Source organism: Tamlana sedimenti (assembly GCF_038148895.1).
In the GTDB taxonomy this organism is placed as follows: Bacteria; Bacteroidota; Bacteroidia; order Flavobacteriales; family Flavobacteriaceae; genus Tamlana.
Map to the genome: position 1 here is coordinate 380,625 of NZ_JBBVGQ010000003.1, position 18,491 is coordinate 399,115.

13 protein-coding genes are annotated in these 18,491 nt (G+C 38.8%); 8 read left to right on the forward strand and 5 right to left on the reverse strand.

The genetic code is table 11. From position 1 onward, the window contains the following. Positions 1-8 precede the first annotated feature (8 nt). The 3 genes from rlmD to WJN01_RS09910 are packed head-to-tail and all read left to right on the forward strand — an operon-like array spanning position 9 to position 2,679. Positions 9-1,421 carry a 23S rRNA (uracil(1939)-C(5))-methyltransferase RlmD gene (gene rlmD, locus WJN01_RS09900; protein WP_445196996.1) on the forward strand — a complete coding sequence of 471 codons (1,413 nt, stop codon included), beginning with the start codon at positions 9-11 and terminating at the stop codon, positions 1,419-1,421. After that, on the forward strand, positions 1,422-1,964 hold the full coding sequence (locus WJN01_RS09905) for a DUF6452 family protein (RefSeq protein ID WP_445196997.1): 543 nt from the start codon (positions 1,422-1,424) through the stop codon (positions 1,962-1,964). Further along, complete coding sequence (locus WJN01_RS09910; RefSeq protein ID WP_445196998.1) at positions 1,930-2,679, forward strand: DUF6048 family protein; 750 nt, start codon at positions 1,930-1,932, stop codon at positions 2,677-2,679. Before WJN01_RS09905 ends, WJN01_RS09910 begins: the two co-directional genes overlap by 35 nt. 15 nt (positions 2,680-2,694) lie before the next feature. Here the strand turns inward: WJN01_RS09910 and cmk are convergent, their stop codons facing one another. The 4 genes from cmk to WJN01_RS09930 all read right to left on the reverse strand — a co-directional run bounded on the left by cmk (position 2,695) and on the right by WJN01_RS09930 (position 7,849). After that, positions 2,695-3,390 (reverse strand): (d)CMP kinase, encoded by a 696-nt coding sequence (gene cmk, locus WJN01_RS09915; RefSeq protein WP_445196999.1) that lies wholly within the window; start codon positions 3,388-3,390, stop codon positions 2,695-2,697. A gap of 55 nt (positions 3,391-3,445) precedes the next feature. Then, positions 3,446-4,465, reverse strand: a complete 1,020-nt coding sequence (gene porQ / locus WJN01_RS09920) for a type IX secretion system protein PorQ (RefSeq protein WP_445197000.1) — start codon at positions 4,463-4,465, stop codon at positions 3,446-3,448. A 107-nt stretch (positions 4,466-4,572) separates the two neighbouring features. After that, entirely contained in the window at positions 4,573-7,023 is a 2,451-nt protein-coding gene (gene lon / locus WJN01_RS09925; protein WP_445197001.1) for an endopeptidase La, read from the reverse strand. A 175-nt stretch (positions 7,024-7,198) separates the two neighbouring features. Beyond that, entirely contained in the window at positions 7,199-7,849 is a 651-nt protein-coding gene (locus tag WJN01_RS09930; protein ID WP_445197002.1) for a rhomboid family intramembrane serine protease, read from the reverse strand. Between the two features lie 56 nt (positions 7,850-7,905). Between WJN01_RS09930 and WJN01_RS09935 the strand changes: the two genes are divergently transcribed. Beyond that, positions 7,906-8,781 carry a lysophospholipid acyltransferase family protein gene (locus WJN01_RS09935; RefSeq protein ID WP_445197003.1) on the forward strand — a complete coding sequence of 292 codons (876 nt, stop codon included), beginning with the start codon at positions 7,906-7,908 and terminating at the stop codon, positions 8,779-8,781. 31 nt (positions 8,782-8,812) lie between these two features. Here the strand turns inward: WJN01_RS09935 and WJN01_RS09940 are convergent, their stop codons facing one another. After that, entirely contained in the window at positions 8,813-10,189 is a 1,377-nt protein-coding gene (locus WJN01_RS09940; RefSeq protein WP_445197004.1) for a response regulator, read from the reverse strand. A 221-nt stretch (positions 10,190-10,410) separates the two neighbouring features. Between WJN01_RS09940 and WJN01_RS09945 the strand changes: the two genes are divergently transcribed. The 4 genes from WJN01_RS09945 to WJN01_RS09960 all read left to right on the forward strand — a co-directional run bounded on the left by WJN01_RS09945 (position 10,411) and on the right by WJN01_RS09960 (position 18,443). Beyond that, positions 10,411-11,451 (forward strand): GMP reductase, encoded by a 1,041-nt coding sequence (locus WJN01_RS09945; RefSeq protein ID WP_445197005.1) that lies wholly within the window; start codon positions 10,411-10,413, stop codon positions 11,449-11,451. A gap of 206 nt (positions 11,452-11,657) precedes the next feature. Further along, a complete protein-coding gene (locus tag WJN01_RS09950; RefSeq protein ID WP_445197006.1) occupies positions 11,658-14,987 on the forward strand; it encodes a transglutaminase family protein in 3,330 nt (1,109 codons plus the stop codon). Positions 14,988-14,993: 6 nt separating this feature from the next. Then, on the forward strand, positions 14,994-17,552 hold the full coding sequence (locus WJN01_RS09955; protein ID WP_445197007.1) for a circularly permuted type 2 ATP-grasp protein: 2,559 nt from the start codon (positions 14,994-14,996) through the stop codon (positions 17,550-17,552). Further along, on the forward strand, positions 17,553-18,443 hold the full coding sequence (locus WJN01_RS09960; protein ID WP_445197008.1) for a transglutaminase family protein: 891 nt from the start codon (positions 17,553-17,555) through the stop codon (positions 18,441-18,443). Positions 18,444-18,491 lie beyond the last annotated feature (48 nt).

Here is an 18,491-nt window from a genome sequence, read left to right on the forward strand (position 1 = left end):
TTTGCAGCATGTCGAAAAAAAGGTCGAAAAAACAAGTTTTTGAAAACATAGAGGTATTGGATGCTGGTGCCAAAGGTAAAACCATCGCCAAAGCCCCTGACGGAAAAGTGATTTTTATACCCAATGCTGTTCCTGGTGATGTTGTAGATGTGCAAACGTTTAAAAAACGAAAAGCGTACTACGAGGGAAAAGCAATTCATTTTCACACATATTCGGAAAAACGGACGACCCCTGTTTGCGAGCATTTTGGAACATGTGGTGGATGCAAATGGCAAGATATGGCTTACGAGCACCAATTGTTTTACAAACAAAAGGAAGTTACCAATAATTTAACCCGAATTGGCCATATTGAACTACCTGAAGTCACACCCATTTTAGGTTCAAAAAAACAATATTTCTATAGAAATAAAATGGAGTTTTCGTTCAGTGACAGCCGTTGGTTAACACTTGACGAAATTCAATCCGACAAAGATTTAGGCGATAAAAATGCGCTTGGTTTTCATATTCCTGGCATGTGGGACAAAATTCTGGACATAAAAAAATGTCATTTACAGGAAGACCCATCAAATGCCATAAGAAACGTGGTTAAGCAGTTTGCCATTAATAATAATTTGGAATTTTTCAATACTCGAAACCAAACGGGTCTTTTGCGTACTATGATGATTCGCACGGCAAGTACAGGCGATGTTATGGTGCTTATTCAGTTTTTTAAGGAAGACGTGGCAAAACGTGAATTGCTCCTCAATTTTATTGCAGAAACCTTTCCAGAAATAACCTCATTACTTTACGTTATCAACGGAAAAGCCAATGACACGATTTACGATCAGGAAATCATTTGTTATAAAGGTTCTGAGCATATATTTGAGGAGATGGAAGGCCTAAAGTTTAAAATCAATGCCAAATCTTTTTATCAAACAAATTCAGACCAAGCTTTTGAACTTTATAAAATTACACGTGATTTTGCTGGTTTAACTGGGGATGAACTCGTCTACGATTTATATACCGGAACCGGAACCATTGCCCAATTTGTTGCTAAAAAGGCAAAAAAGGTAGTTGGCGTTGAAGCTGTGCCCGATGCTATAATTGCCGCCAAGCAAAATGCACAATTAAACAACATAAATAACGTTGAATTCTTTGTGGGCGATATGAAGCATGTTTTTAATGATGATTTTATCAAGAAACACGGGCAACCAGATGTTATCATTACCGATCCACCACGTGATGGTATGCACAAAGATGTTGTGCAACAAATATTGAATATTTCACCAAAGCGTGTGGTTTACGTAAGCTGTAACAGTGCCACACAGGCAAGAGATTTGGCTTTAATGGATATCGACTATAATGTTATAAAAACACAAGCAGTTGATATGTTCCCGCAAACGTTTCATGTTGAAAATGTAGTACTTTTAGAAAGACGATAAATGAAATATTTTAAAATACTTATCATCCCAATACTATTGATTGTTATATTGTCCATTGGCTGCGAACGTGACGATATTTGTCCGGCAAGCACTCCAACAACACCTCGATTAATTATCGATTTTTTAGATAGTGTTAACCCCGATAACAAAAAAAATGTATTTGATATTGTTGTTGCAGGTGTTGGGAATGATTTTATTTTGGATGGCTATAATTTTGTTAGTGCCTCAACCCTAATGTTACCCTTAAAAACGGATGACAACACCACGCAATACGTCATTTTTAAAGAAGCGGAAGTGAATGATAACGGCACGCTTGATGACAACACGGACGATTTTGTTGATGGCAATTCAGATGTCATCACCATAAACTACAGCCGAGAACAAGTTTTTGTTTCACGTGCCTGTGGTTACAAAACCATTTTCAAAAACGTAACGCTTACCATTGAACCCGATAGTGACAACTGGATGCTCTCCAGACAACCTTTAACCGATAACCAATCTGTAGAAGATGAGACAACAACGCACTTTACGATTACTCATTAAAAGTTTTTTAGTGCTTTTTTTGTTTTGTGCATCGGTTAATGGCCAAAATGACACTATTGCAAAAACTTCAATTGATACCACACGGGTAAAACTAAAGTACGGGCTAAGATTGGGTGGCGACATAGGAAAATTGATTAGAACCACACTTGATGACGATTATAGTGGTTTTGAAATTCAGGGAGATTACCGAATAAAAAAAGACCTTTATATTGCTGGTGAAATAGGTTTTGAAGAAAAAAGTACCATTAACGATTATTTAGACATTACAAGCAAAGGAAGTTATATTAAAGCCGGAGTTGACTACAACATGTATGAAAACTGGCTTGATATGGACAACATGATATACGCCGGTTTTAGGGTCGGTGCCAGTACATTCAGCCACGATTTAAACAGTTTTACGGTTTATAACACCAACCAATATTGGGAACAATTTACTTCAACCGACAACGAATCTTTTAGTGGTTTAACGGCGATTTGGACCGAAATCATGTTGGGTATTAAAGTAGAACTGTTCAATAACCTTTACATGTGTCTTAATGCACAACTGAAACTATCGGCCAGCGAAACTGAACCTAATAATTTTCAGAATGTTTACATTCCAGGATTTGGAAAAACCTATGATAGTACTGGTATTGGTGTAGGCTATAGCTACTTTTTATCCTACAGGATCCCGCTTTATAAAAAGTACAAACAATCTGATGAGGCTAAAAACTGATGATTTAAGAAATTTCTATTCGAAATCCTCAATGGTCATTTTTACAAAGTTGAGGATTTTTTCAAACTGCTCTTCCAAAGTCATATTTGAGTTGTCTATAACAATGGCATCTTCAGCCTTTACAAGTGGAGAATCTTCTCTATTAGAATCAATATAATCGCGTTCCTTCACGTTTTTAAGTACATCTTCAAACACTACTTTATCGCCTCGCCCAATCAGTTCGTCATAGCGCCTTTTTGCTCTGGTTTCAGGTGACGCCGTCATAAATAACTTAAGTTCAGCATTTGGAAAAACCACCGTGCCAATATCGCGGCCATCCATGACAATACCTTTATCTTCCCCAAGTTTTTGTTGTTGTTCAACAAGTTTTTGGCGCACTTCCGATATGGCAGCCACTTTACTCACAAAACCAGAAACTTCCATCGTTCTGATTTCCTTTTCAACATTAACCCCATTCAAATACACTTCGGCAAAACCTAAATTTTCATTGAATTTAAAACTGATATTGACTTGTGGTAGTTGGTAAATAAGCGCCTCAACATTAAAATCATCATTATTAATCAATCCATGCTGCATGGCATAAAGCGTAACCGCTCGATACATTGCGCCAGTATCAACATAAACATAGCCCAGATACTTGGCCAATTGTTTGGCCACGGTACTTTTGCCTGTTGATGAAAATCCGTCTATGGCAATGGTGATTTTGTTCATTTTCAGAGTGACTTTAGTGAGCTAAAGTACTTAAAAAAATTATAGTTAAACTGCGCTATTGTAAATCTATTTGCAGTCCGAAGAAGTTTGAATTGGCTGCACTGGTATATTTAGCATGGGTAAAACTAAAGCGCATTTTATTCATTTTTACGGAAATACCAGCAGAAAGCCCAGAAAAGTTACGCTGATCCAATATTCTTAAATCTTCACCCCTCCTAAAATTATAGCCTAATCGGATGTTAAAACCTCCTTCTGGGAATACTTCCGCACCTACAATGGCGTGCCGTATAACCTGCCCAATAAACCCTATTTTTTCGTTGGTCTGGTTTCCTGACAAATCGCTTGTGGTTCGTGCTGGGTTTGGCCTTGAAATTGGCCATTCTTGCAAGTTATCCAATGTAATGTGCCATCTAATAGGCACGTTTTCCAACCTTTGTGACATCCCAAAAGCAACTTCAAAAGGCAATGGTTCGTTTAAACCAGCATAAGTAGTAATTTGAGACCCAAGGTTTCTAATAACCAACGCTGCATTAAAATCTAGATATTCATCAATGTAAATCAATCCCAAATCTACTGCTGCCCCTAGGGAGCTATACTGCTCTAGTTTTGAGGTGATTAATTTTAAGTTTCCGCCGAAATAAAAGTCAGAATAACCAATTTGAGTAGCATAACCTAATGAAAGTGCTGTTTCGCTACCAGAAAATGTACCTGTGGAATTTCCGTTTTCATCATACCCATCAAAAGAGCCGTAATTGACATAGGTAACACCACCGTGCAATGTTTTCGTGTGCCTATCAACCGTATAGGCGTATGCAGCTGTACCATAACTAATACCCCCTAAATAACTGGTATAATTTAGTGCCAATTGGTTATCCATTTCCACATTAATTGTCGCCGGATTGAACAGGCCTTGGGTTACGTCGTAATCAACATTAGTCAACACCTTGCCCCCTAAAGCAGCCTGACGTGGAGAGGACACCAAGTTTAAAAACTGATAGGTATGCTCACCTCCAACTTGTGCCAAGGCCATAGTAGGTATAGCGAAATAAAAAAATGGGATAAGTTTTTTTAGCATATTTACGACGCAAAGTAACTAAATCTATCTTAAAACGATAGCATGTATCTTTTATTTTAAATCACAAAAAAACCTCGAAACGTTTTCGAGGTTCTTTGTAATAATCACTATATTTTTTTTGGATTTTTTACTTTTTGATGGGTCAAGGCTATGTTGATAACCTCACTCATGTCTGTAACATAATGAAAGGTCAGTCCCTTTAAGTATTCTGGTTTTATCTCCTCAATATCGCGCCTGTTTTCCTCGCACAACAATATTTCTTTTATTCTTGCCCGTTTAGCTGCCAATATTTTTTCTTTGATTCCGCCTACCGGAAGCACTTTTCCCCGCAGTGTAATCTCACCTGTCATAGCCAAGCTTTTTTTAACTTTTCTTTGCGTGAACAAGGATACCAAAGAAGTTAGCATAGTAACCCCAGCACTTGGACCATCTTTCGGCGTTGCGCCCTCTGGCACGTGAATGTGTACGTTGTATTTATCAAACGCATCAGGGTCAATACCAAATTCTTCGGCATTTGATTTTATGTATTCCATGGCAATGGTAGCCGATTCCTTCATAACTTTCCCTAAGTTACCTGTAACGGTTAATATTCCTTTTCCTTTTGAAATAATCGATTCAATAAAAAGAATATCTCCTCCTACCCTTGTCCACGCTAAACCTGTTACCACGCCGGCTACATTATTGTTTTCGTATTTATCACGCTCTAATTTTGGCCCTCCCAAAACTTCAATAATGTCTTCATCAGTCACCTTGATATTATATTTCTCTTCCATAGCAATATTTTTGGCCGCATGGCGAACCATTTTTGCTATCTGTTTTTCCAAACCACGTACACCAGATTCACGGGTGTAACCTTCCACTATTTTTTCCAATTGAGGTTTTCCAATCTTTAAATCTTTATCGGACAAACCGTGCTCTTTAAGCTGTTTGGGCAATAAATGACGTTTGGCAATCTCAACCTTTTCTTCAATGGTATAACCTGTTACGTTGATGATTTCCATTCTGTCCAGCAATGCCGGTTGAATGGTAGATAAACTATTGGATGTGGCAATAAACATAACTTTTGAAAGGTCATAGCCCATTTCCAAGAAATTATCATAAAAATCATTGTTTTGCTCAGGGTCTAAGACTTCCAACATGGCCGATGATGGATCACCTTGGTGCGAAGTGGAAAGTTTGTCTATTTCATCCAATACAAAAACGGGGTTGGACGTGCCAGCCTTTTTTATACTTTGAATGATTCGCCCAGGCATAGCGCCAATGTATGTTTTTCTGTGTCCACGAATTTCGGCTTCATCGCGCAAACCACCCAATGACATTCGCACATATTCACGCCCCAATGCTTCGGCTATGGATTTTCCTAAAGAAGTTTTACCAACGCCAGGAGGACCATAAAGACATAAAATGGGCGATTTCATATCATTACGCAACTTTAAAACCGCCAAATATTCTATAATTCTTCTTTTAACGTCCTCAAGTCCAAAATGGTCTCTATTCAAAATCTTCATGGCACGCTTTAAGTCGAATTTATCTTCGCTATATTCGTTCCATGGCAAATCCAGAAACAGTTCCAAATAATTGCGTTGAATGGAATATTCAGCCACCTGAGGATTCATGCGCTGCATTTTGGCCAATTCCTTATCAAAATGTTTGGCCACCTTTTCATCCCAAAGTTTTTCCTCAGCCTTCGCTCTCATTTCCTCAAGCTCTTCGTCATGACTTACACCACCCAACTCCTCTTGAATGGTTTTCATTTGCTGATGAAGAAAATATTCACGTTGCTGTTGGCTCATATCCATTTGAACCTTAGACTGTATATCGTTCTTCAGCTCAAGTTTCTGAAACTCAACATTCATGTATTTCAAGGTAGCCAAAGCGCGCTTTTTGAGGTCGTTTATCTCTAAAAGCTCTTGTTTTTCGCCCACCGAAAGGTTCATGTTTGACGATACGAAGTTCACTAAAAACGAATTGCTCTCAATATTTTTTATGGCAAACGAAGCTTCACTTGGAATGTTGGGGCTTTCCTTGATGATATCCAAAGCCAAATCCTTAATAGAGTCTATAATGGCCATAAACTCTTTGTTTTTTACAGCTGGTTTAGCCTCTGGAAGATCTCTTATCGTTGCGTTCATATAAGGTTCCTCTGTAATAACTTCGGCCACCTTAAACCTTCGTTTACCTTGAATAATAACGGTAACGTTACCATCTGGCATTTTAAGAACGCGTAAAATCCTGGCTACAGTTCCTGTTTCATGAATGTCTTTGGCCGTTGGCCTTTCAACTGTTTCATCTTTTTGGGCAACAACACCTATCACTTTCCCACCTTTGTTGGCATCATTTATAAGCCTTATGGATTGGTCTCTACCTGCCGTAATTGGAATAACCACCCCCGGAAACAAAACCGTATTCCGCAACGACAAAATAGGCAAGGTTTCAGGGAGCTCTTCATTATTTATAGCCTCCTCATCCTCAGGTGTCATTAACGGAATTAATTCTGCATTTTCATCAAAATCCTGCAATGACAAACTGTCAAGATTCATGATATTCGCTTTCTTCATATATTATATTAAGCCAATCTGTCATTAAAACCAGATTGTTCTATTATTTAATTAAATCAAATTTTTATTAAAATACTGAAATTCAAATATTTACAAAGAACATAATTCTTTCAGCCACTATATAAAGTCAATAGCTATGCCATAGATGGAAAAACTTAAAATTTTGAATGCAGTTTTACATTTTTCCCATTTTCTTTAAAACAAATAACAAGACAATAGGAATGGCCAATAACACCACCATAAGTAAATTGTACTTGAACAACCATGGTGAAAGAATCAAGGTAATTAAATAACCTCCTATGGCACCGCCAAAATGGGCGTCGTGGCCTATGTTCCCAATCCTGTTTTTCATGCCGTAAATTGAATATAGCAAATACCCGATACCAAAAATATAGGCGGGAATGGGAATCGGGACAAAAAACAGATACAAACTCATATCCGGTCTTAAAAGTATCGCGGCATATACAACCCCAGAAACCGCACCACTTGCCCCAACCGCACTGTAATGATATTCGTTTTTATGGAAATAAAGTGATAACAAATTACCCAACAACAAGCTGCCAAAGTATATAAATATGAATTCCGTAGTATTTAACAATGCAATAACCACATTGGCAAAAAAATACAGCGTAAGCATATTGAACAATAAATGCTGGGTATCGGCATGTAGAAAACCCGAACTAAAAATCCTTATTTTTTCGCCTCGTTTAATCCCACCAACGTTAAATTTATATTTTTCAAAAAAGGAATAGTCGTTAAAACCTTTGTACGATATAATCACATTGGCAGCTATCAACACGACCGTTATTAAATCTAATTTGCCCATAAGGAGTAAACGTTTAAATTTGAATTAGCATATATTTGCAAATCTAAAATTTATTCATGCAATTTCTAGCTTATATTCTGGTTTATCCTTTTTTGTGGATAATTTCCATATTGCCTTTTAGATTGCTATATCTCTTATCAGACGGCCTATATATTCTTCTTTACTACGTTATTGGATACCGAAAAAAAGTGGTAACGGACAACTTAAAATTGGTGTTTCCTGAGAAATCTGAAGTAGAAATAAAACGAATTAAAAAGAAGTTTTACAGGCATTTATGCGATATGTTTTTAGAAATGGCAAAAACATTATCCATTACCAAAGCTGAAATGCAAAAACGCTTCAAAATTAAAAATCCTGAAGAACTACACAGATTGGAAGCCTTGAACAAAAGTATTATTTTAATGTACGGGCATTATGCCAGCTGGGAATGGTCGGTTGAAATCCAGAATCATATTAATTTTCAAGGATTTGGGGTTTACAAAAAACTGGCCAACAAATATTTCGACAAATTGGCACGAGACATGCGATCTAAATTTAAAACCACACTAATAAGCACCAAAGAAACCATTGCAACCATAAACCACAACGAGGCCAAAGGCATTAAAAGTATTGTGGCCTTTATTAGCGACCAGTCCCCAAGATTGAGCAAAGATGTGTATTGGGGTGAATTTATGGGGGTAAAAGTACCGTGCTTCACCGGCGCAGAACGCTTGGCAAAAAAGCTAAATTTAACGATTGCCTATTTAAAAGTGAACAAAGTAAAACGTGGCTACTACGAAGCTGAATTCATGACCCTTACCGAAGAACCCAAGAAATATAAGGATTATGAGGTGACCGATATATTTTTACGCGAGGTTGAAAAACAGATTTATGAAGCCCCAGAATATTATTTCTGGACCCACAAACGCTGGAAACATCAAGTTAAAAGTTAAATATCTTATAGGTTAGCGGTCGATACCATTATCAAGCGCTCTTTTTGGCATGCTTTGTCAATAGTTCCCTAAGCTTTACCACCTCAATGGGCTTTGCAAGAAAATCATCAATTCCTGCCAGTTTTGCATTATTGATGTCTTCTTCAAAGGCACTAGCCGAAACAGCAATAATGGGTGTTTTGTTTATGGCATATTTAGCGGTTTCCTTAATGAATTTTGTGGCTTGGTATCCATCCATATCTGGCATATAGATATCCATAAAAATAATATCAAAGTCCAATATTTTATAGAGTTCAACAGCTTCCAATCCATTTTTGGCAAATGTGCAATCTGCTCCTTGGCGCTCAAGTAAAAACTTAATAACCTTTTGGTTAGTTCGATTGTCCTCAGCCACCAATACACTTAATTTGTCCATTAAAACTGGTTTCAAGAACTCCTCCTCTACTTTCAAATTCAAGGTTTTTTTAAGCTGTAAACTGAAATGAAAAGTGGAGCCTTCATTTTCTTTACTTTCCAATTTCAACTGGCCTCCCATAAGTTTTACCAATTTATTTGAAATAATAAGGCCTATACCGCGCCCCCTGTAATCTTTAAATGTTAGCTGACTTTCTGCATCATCAGGATTACCCATAATTTGTTTTACCTCATGCGGCCGCATACCGATACCCGTGTCCTTAACGTAAAACGTGATGATTTGATCATCCTTAATGCCAACGGACTGGTCCACTATGATTGAAACCTTTCCAGAATGTGTAAACTTAATGGCATTGTTAATTAAGTTGATAAGCACTTGCTGAATGCGTGGAGAATCGCCCATGAGCAAAAACTTATCTTTTTCTTGTGGCAAAAACTTAAATTCAAAATCCAAACCTTTTTCCCAAGCTTGATACTCAAAAACTTTAAACAGTTTCATTAAATCAGACCTCAAATCGATGGTCTTCAGGTTCAGAGACACCTCACCAGTTTCAACTTCCGAGTTATCAGTCACCATATTAACCAATTGCAACAAATGTTTTGAAGAGTATTCGGCAATCTCAACTTGCGCCCTTTGGTCGGTGGTCAAATCGGTTTGTTTCAGCATATTCAGCATGCCTAGAACAGTACTCAAAGGCGTTCGAACCTCGTAACTCATATTGGCCAAATAAACCGATTTTTCATTTGCCAAATCATCGGCTGCATCCAATTCTGCTTTTAATTCGTCAATCCTAAGCCTAAGATTGGTATTAATAACCTCATTTTTTAAGATGTTTTTTAAAAAATATTGCAACCCAAGTACCTGAAGAATGGCAATAATGAATAATAGCACTGCCGCGCTTTCAATGTTAATCTTCCCTTCTATAACGAAAAACCCAACAATGAGAATAGCGGCAATAGAAATAAAAATGAAAAAGGATAGTTTCCTCTTCACTTTGATAGATTCTAAAAATTTTGGAAGAAAATTCACGATATGGTGCTTTTAACAAACTTATCCATAATTATTACAAATTACAAAACTATTGTTTACAAATACCAATGCAAAATATTTTAAATTTCATTATTTTTAAATTGTGAAAGCCTTTGTGGTGCTTTGACGGACAATGGTGATAAAAACTTTAAGTGAACGAGAAATAAATGCAATAAAAATTAAGAATGAGAATAGAATACGATATAAAATTAGGATTCAAGGATGTGATGATTAGACCAAAACGTTCTACGTTGAAAAGCAGGTCTGAAGTGAATTTAGAACGTGAATTTAAATTTTTGCATAGCCCTGTCGTTTGGCGAGGCATACCTATTATGGCTGCGAATATGGATACTGTTGGAACCTTTATGATGGCGCAAGCACTTTCCGAAAAAAATCTTTTTACGGCGATTCATAAGCATTACTCATTGGCAGATTGGAGTGTTTTTGTATCAAATTTACCTGAAGGAGCCGAAAACAATATCGCCGTTAGTACGGGAACAAGCCATGCCGATTCAAAAAAACTTGCCAAAGTTTTTGATATAAACCCAAACCTCAAATTCATTTGCATTGACGTTGCCAATGGCTATTCTGAACATTTTGCCAATTTTGTAAAACAAACAAGGGAGCAATACCCAGAAAAAGTCATCATTGCAGGTAATGTGGTTACTGGTGAAATGGTCGAAGAATTGTTACTTTCTGGGGCTGATATTGTTAAAGTTGGAATAGGTCCAGGTTCAGTTTGTACTACACGGGTAAAAACGGGGGTTGGCTATCCGCAGCTTTCAGCAATCATTGAATGTGCGGATGCAGCTCATGGTTTGGGCGGACAAATTATTAGCGATGGTGGATGCACTAGCCCTGGAGATATTGCAAAGGCATTTGGCGCAGGGGCAGATTTTGTAATGTTGGGTGGCATGTTAGCCGGTCATGACGAAAGTGGTGGCGAAATGATTGAAAAAAACGGCAAACCCTTTAGAAAGTTTTATGGTATGAGTTCGTCAACGGCTATGGAAAAACATGTGGGTGGCGTTGCCGATTACAGAGCCAGTGAGGGCAAAACCGTTGAAGTAGCCTATAAAGGTCCGGTTGAAGGCACCTTACAAGATATTTTGGGAGGTTTGCGCAGTACATGCACTTATGTGGGGGCATCTCGACTAAAAGAGCTCACCAAACGAACCACTTTTATACGCGTAAATGAACAAGAAAATAGGGTTTACGATTCATAGAAACGCCCACTTAATATTGTCTTAAGCCCCATTAAAGATTTTAAAATAATTAAAGCTTAAATTCATTATATTATCATTTTAAATTGAAAAAATTTAAAATCTAATTAATAATTTAACGAAATGCATATGAAAATATCCAAAGCTATAATTTTAGTGTATTTTTATATTTGCGTATCTGGCTAAACCAGCAAAAAATCAATTTCTTTATGGCATTAAAAATTGTAATCTCTCATAAAACCTTATATAAATACGACCGTTTAGTTTCATTATCTCCCCATATTTTCAGACTGCGCCCGGCACCACATAGTAGGACGCCCATTGAGGCTTATTCCATCAAAATAAAGCCAGAAAACCATTTTTTTAACTGGCAACAAGATCCTTTTGGCAACTATTTGGCACGACTGACCTTTCCTGAAAAAACTAAGGAGTTGTCCGTAGATGTTGAAATTATTGCTGATTTAAAAACCATAAATCCGTTTGATTTTTTTGTTGAAAAGTATGCCGAGGATTATCCATTTAATTATTTGGATACCACAAAGAAGGAACTGCTACCCTATTTGGAGATTACCGATAATGGCCCACTTTTACAGGAATTCCTTAAAACGGTTGATTTATCGCCCAGAAAAACCATCTATTTTTTGATTGACATCAATCGGAAGATTTATGAGTTTCTTAATTATAATATCCGCATGGATCCCGGTGTACAAACCTGCGAGGAAACCCTTGGGCAAAAAAATGGATCTTGCAGAGATTACGCCTGGTTGTTTGTACAAGTGATGCGCCATTTAGGGTTTGGGGCTCGATTTGTTTCTGGTTATTTGGTACAATTAAGCAGTGATGAAAAATCATTGGACGGCCCATCTGGCCCTGAAGAAGATTTTACCGATTTACACGCTTGGACAGAAGTTTACATTCCCGGTGCCGGCTGGATAGGCTTTGATGCCACTTCCGGTTTATTGGCTGGTGAGGGTCATATTCCTTTAGCATGTACACCATCATTTGAAAGTGCTGCACCAGTTTCTGGAATGACCGATGTTTGTGAAACGGAATTCTTTTTTGAAAACTCCGTAAAGCGAATTTTTGAATCGCCCAGGGTCACCAAACCATATACTGAAGACCAATGGAATGCCATTTACGATTTAGGCTTTAGGGTTGAAGAAGAATTGGAAAAAGGCGATGTGCGCTTGACCATGGGTGGTGAACCAACGTTTGTTTCCATAGATGATATGGAATCGCCCCAATGGAATACAGATGCCGACGGGCCACACAAACGCGAGTTGGCCAAAAACCTGTCGGCCAGATTATACGACGAATTTGGAAAGGGAGGCGTTTTGCACCAAGCGCAAGGAAAATGGTATCCCGGCGAACCGCTTCCGCGATGGTCCATAGAAATATGCTGGCGAAAAGATGGCAAACCTATCTGGAACACGAAGAATCTACTATCCTTATTTTCAGATAACCCAAAATTGCCAAAAGATGCCGATAAAAAATTCTTAAAAACGCTGACCAAATATCTTGGCATTTCCGATAAAAACATAAAACCCACTTACGAGGATAGTTTTTATTTCCTTTGGCAAGAAGGCCAAATGCCTGTCGATATTGACCCCACAAAGGAAAATGGCAATTTGTTGGTCAAGGACAAATTAATGGACATCCTAAAAGAAGGCACCTCAAAACCTGTGGGCTATGTTCTACCTTTAAATAATTCAGAAGGTGTTTGGTACACGAGTGATTGGAAATTCCGAAGAAAACATATTTTTCTAGTGCCTGGAAATTCACCAATCGGTTTAAGATTACCTTTAAACTCGCTGGTTCAAAAACCAAAACAGAAAGAATTCCCAAGGTTTGAACCCGACCAATTTTCAAAATTGGACGAGCTACCTGTATATTCAAAAACGGTTGAAAAGCGATTCGATAAAACGCAAAGCAAAGGGATAGAGAAACCCAAGTTTGAATATTTTGTTAGAACGGCTTTATGCGCCGAAGTTCGAGAAGGCAAACTCTATTTGTTCTTACCGCCATTGGATGCTGCCGAGTTTTATTTAGACCTTGTGGCATCTATTGAAGCGACTTCAAAGGAACTCAATATACCTGTTATTTTTGAGGGTTACGACCCACCGCACGACAACCGCATGGAATCAATGAAAATAACGCCCGATCCCGGAGTTATTGAAGTGAACGTACAACCCGCAAAAAACTGGAAAGAACTAACCCATAATACCCTTACGCTTTACCATCATGCCAAACAATCTCGTTTGGGCACTGAAAAATTCATGCTGGACGGTAAACATACTGGTACAGGTGGGGGAAACCATGTGACCCTCGGTGGCGTATCTCCTGCCGACAGTCCACTACTACGTAAACCTAGTTTGTTACGAAGTTTATTGACCTTTTGGCAACATCACCCAGGACTATCCTATTTGTTTTCGGGAGCCTTCATTGGCGCTACCAGTCAAGCGCCGCGAATTGATGAAGCCCGTATGGAAAATCTGTACGAGCTGGAAATTGCCTTTAGCAAAATTCCAAAAAACGGTGAAGTTCCGTTTTGGTTGACCGATAGATTGTTCCGTCATTTGCTGACCGATTTAACAGGAAATACACACCGTGCAGAATTCTGTATTGATAAGCTTTATTCACCGGATTCGTCCTCTGGAAGATTGGGTATTTTGGAGCTTCGTGCCTTCGATATGCCTCCACATCCGCAAATGAGTTTGATGCAAAACTTGTTGGTAAGGACGTTGGTGGCTTGGTTCTGGAAAGAGCCCTACGAGCACGATTTGGTACGTTGGGGCACTCAATTACACGATAAATTCCTTATAGAACACTTTGTTAGGGAAGACATAAAAGATATTGTTAAGAAGCTCAACAAAGCTGGATATGCTTTTAAAGAAGATTGGTTCAACCCATTTTTTGAGTTCAGATTCCCGCTTCACGGCATGACCACCATTAACAACGTTCATTTTGAATTACGGGCTGCCATTGAGCCTTGGAATGTGCTTGGAGAGGAAATGTCTGGCGGTGGAACAGCTCGATATGTCGATTCATCGGTAGAACGTGTCCAGATAAAGGTTTCCAACTTCATTAATGAAAGATATGTTGTAACTTGCAACGGTGTAAAAGTACCTCTTACAAGCACGGGAGTAAAAGGCGAATATGTAGCCGGAATTAAGTACAAGGCTTGGAATCCATATTCAGCATTGCACCCCACAATCGGTATTGATACGCCTTTAGTTTTTGATATTGTTGATATGTGGAACAAACATTCGGTTGGTGGCTGCACCTACTTTGTGGGTCATCCTGGAGGACGCGCCTACGAAACCTACCCCGTTAATAGTCTTGAGGCAGAATCAAGGCGCATTAACCGTTTTTGGGATTTAGGGCACACACAAGGCGATATTGTTCCAGATAAAGGAGGCACAATTACCAAAGCAGAGTATAAAAACATAAGAAAACAATACAGTTCCAAAAAGTTTAAATACAAAGAGCTACCTGTAAATGCTGAGTTTCCGGTAACCTTAGATTTACGAAAAAAGTAACACCGAATGCCCACAGATTCAAATATCCTATTTCAAAATTATTTTACCGATTTCAGGAATTACGATGAAGTATTGAAATCCAATATGTCCATTAATCCGAATTGGGAAAAATTGTTGGATAATTTGTCCCAAATGGGCGCCAAAAACCTTGTGGCCAAACAAAAGGAAATCAATTGGCTCATGGATGAAAATGGGGTGACTTATAATGTTTACAACGACCCCAATGGCATGCGCCGTTCTTGGGGACTGAATATTGTTCCTTTTTTGGTCCATCAAAGCGAATGGAAAATTATTGAAAACGGTATTGCCCAACGTGCCGAACTGTTAAATCTCATTTTAAAGGATATTTACGGCGAGCGCCTGCTCATTAAAAATGGCATTATTCCGCAGGAAGTTATTTTTGCACATAGAGGTTTTTTAAGGCAGTGCGACCAGATTCAGTATAAAACACTAAAGAATTTACTCATTTATTCATGCGATTTAGCACGAGGGCCAGACGGTCGTATGTGGGTAGTAAGCGATAGAACCCAAGCACCATCCGGAATGGGTTATGCCCTTGAAAACCGATATGCGCTGAGCAGGGTTTTACCCAATATTTTTCAGAATATCAACGTAAAGCAGCCTTCGGCGTTCTTTTATGAACTCAACCAAATGCTTATTGAAGCTGCGCCACAAAATAGGGACAACCCGAGTATTGTTATTTTAACGCCAGGGCCACACAACGAAACCTATTTTGAACATTCCTATATGGCCTCGTTTTTAGGTTATCCTTTGGTAACGGGCAACGATTTGGTGGTTAGAAACGGTAAACTTTGGATGAAAACCATAAAGGAGCTCAAACAAGTTGATGTGGTGTTACGCCGTGTGGATGATGTTTTTATGGATCCGTTGGAGCTTCGTGAAGATTCCTATTTAGGTGTTGCCGGTCTGTTGGATGTGGTACGGGAACAGCGCGTAGCCATCGTAAACCCAATAGGTAGTGGTATTTTGGAAAATTCAGGATTGATTCCGTTTATGAACACCATTTGCAACTATTTTTTAGGCCAGGATTTAATCTTGCCACAAATAGCGTCATGGTGGTGCGGCCAGCAAATTGAATGCAATTATGTGCTTGAAAACCTAAAGGATTTGATTGTAAAACGTATTGACCGCTCCAACCGTGAAAATATATTTTTCTGTGAATTCTTGGATGATGCTGCATTGGAAGATTTACGCCAAGAAATTCTTTTGGCGCCCTACAAGTTTGTAGCTCAAGAAAAAATTATGTTTTCTACCGCACCCGATTTTAGAAACGAAACCTTGGAACCCCGAAAAGTCATTTGCCGAACCTTTGCCATTGCCAAAAGAAACAGCTATAAAGTGATGCCCGGCGGATTGGTGCGTGTGGCTCCAGAACGAGAAACCCTATTTGTTTCCAATCAACGTGGAGGTATCAGTAAGGATTTTTGGGTGATTTCGGATGAGGAACAATCCAGCATTCAAAATTATGCTTGGAACAGTTCCTGTCGCATTTCAATTGCAGACATCAACGATTTACCGAGTAATACTGCCGAAAACCTCTACTGGTCTGGGCGTTATTTAGGTCGTGCATTGGTTACCGCACGTTATTTGCGCATGGTGCTCAACAAAATGAACCAAGAGCAGTACCATAGCAAAAAATTAAATTCCGACAGTTTAAAATTACTCTACAAGTCCATCACCAATATCACCTCTACCTTCCCTGGTTTTGTTGGTAAAGGCGGACAAGAAGCCATGAAAAACCCATTGGGCGAAATCATTTCTTTAATGACCGACGAGCAGCGTTGGGGCAGTTTGGCGCAAACCATGTTCAGTTTTGGCAATTCGTATTATTCGTTGCGCAGTTTATGGTCTAAAGACATGTGGCGTGTTTTTGATGGCATCAACAAACAATGGAGCCGATTTAAAGAAAATGACGACCGTTCCATTATTGAACTGACCAAAGTTTTGGACCGCATCATCACCCGATTGATTGCCTTTATGGGGCTTATTGAAGAAAGCATTTTGGTAAACCAAGGTCTGTTGTTATACTTCATCGGTTTACAGGCCGAACAAGCCATGATGAGCATTGCCAAATGCCGTTCCCTACTCATTTTTGAACATGAAGAGCATTTGCAATATGAAATTTTGGAATCCTTATTGGCTAGCCACGAAAGTCTAAATATTTACCGCTACAGCTACCGCTCGTACTTAAGTTTGGAAAACGTCATCAATTTAATTTTGTTGGATAAGGAATACGCCAAATCCTTGACCTATCAAATTGGCCGCATCAAAAAAGATATTTCCAGATTACCAGAATCTAAAGGCGCTTCGTCCTATCAAAAATGTCAGGATAAAATAAATGAAGCCTACCAATTGATTCAAGATTTGCAGGTTTCATCACTTTTAGAAACGGACAGTACAGGTTCGGAACGAAAAAATCTGGAAGAGGCCTTGTCCAAAATCAGTGATTTGTTGCACGACACTTCCATGGCTATTTCCGATACCTATTTCAACCATTCGTACCAACAAAAACAATTGGTGAACCAAAATTTCCCGCTTTCGTAAATGATTTACCAAATTTCGCACGAAACCAGTTATAAGTATGAGCATGGCGTAACCTTTTGCCACAACATTGCCACTATTAAACCCAAAGACATGCCTGGGCAAAAAGTGTTGGACTATAAATTGAAAATCAGCCCAAAGCCCACCGAAATTTCAGAAAAACTGGATTTTTTCGGAAATACCATTACGCGGTTTTCCATACAGCAACAACACAGCAAACTAAAGGTTAAAGCAACGAGCAAAGTATTGCGGGATTATAACATGGAACCCAATATTTACGATTCGCTTGACGGGCAGAACATTACCCTGCACCAAGCGCAGTATGCCTTAAACGGGTTTCATCCAGAATTGGTAAATGCCAAGCAGTTTATTTTGGAATCTATTTTGGTAGCGAAAATTACACCCGAAATTAAGGCCTATGCCGAAGTATCGTTTACGCCCAACCGTCCTATTTTTGAGGCCGCTTACGAACTCATGCAACGCATTTACACCGATTTTGAGTTTAACACGGCAGTAACCAATGTGGCCACGCCCATACATGAAGTGATGAAAGAAAAAAAAGGCGTTTGCCAAGATTTTGCCCAAATAGCCATTGCCTGTGTGCGCTCTGTGGGTTTACCGGCACGCTATGTAAGTGGTTATATTGAAACGCTGCCACCACCAGGCAAGGAAAAACTTATTGGTACCGATGCCTCGCATGCTTGGTTTTCGTTGTATATACCCGGTTTTGGCTGGGTAGATTTTGACCCCACCAACAACCAAATACCCAAAAACCAGCATATTATTGTCTCCTATGGGCGCGATTACTACGATGTGCCCCCACTAAAAGGCGTGATTTACAGCACGGGCAAAAACAAAATGAAAGTGGCTGTGGATATTAGGCCTGCGGTTTAGACGATTTAGAAATTCTCTTCTTGCCTTTGTAAAAAATTTCACCTATAT